This window comes from Neptunomonas marina, from assembly GCF_004005935.1.
Taxonomy (GTDB): Bacteria; Pseudomonadota; Gammaproteobacteria; order Pseudomonadales; family Balneatricaceae; genus Neptunomonas; species Neptunomonas marina.
The window spans coordinates 1-454 of sequence record NZ_SACQ01000030.1; the positions used below are offsets into that span (position 1 = coordinate 1).

Annotated in this window: 1 protein-coding gene; it reads right to left on the reverse strand. The window is 51.8% G+C overall.

Features of this window, described 5'->3' with window-relative positions:
• A partial coding sequence (locus EOE65_RS18430) for an IS3 family transposase (RefSeq protein ID WP_164847162.1) occupies positions 1-454 on the reverse strand: 454 nt, incomplete at both ends.

Consider the following 454-nt stretch of genomic DNA (forward strand, 5'->3'; position numbering starts at 1 on the left):
GTGGCGGCTTCCTATTCCGAATGGCCATCATCAGTGAGGACTTTGTTAACGCCACTGTTTTCCGTTTACCTAAAGACCAACCAACAACCCGTCGCGAATACAGGTCTATCACAGCAGCCAAATACAGCCACTGCTTGCCTACCCGAATGTAGGTCAGATCAGCCGCCCAGTGTTGGTCCCTGCGCGCCGGCTTCGGAAGGTCTTTACGTAAATTATGTGAGCGCTGGTAAAAACGATGCAGCCCCACAACCTTCTTATAGACTCGAGAGACCCGGGCTTTTAGGCCATCCTCCCGCATCAACCGCTCTATCCGCTTCTTGCTCACAACGATGCCCTGTCGCTTGAGGGCATGATAAACACGTGGACTGCCGTATGTTTCACGGCTTTTACGAAAGATGTCTCGTATATACGCCAATAAGCGCCGATCTTGTTGCGCTCTTTTGCTCTGACTACG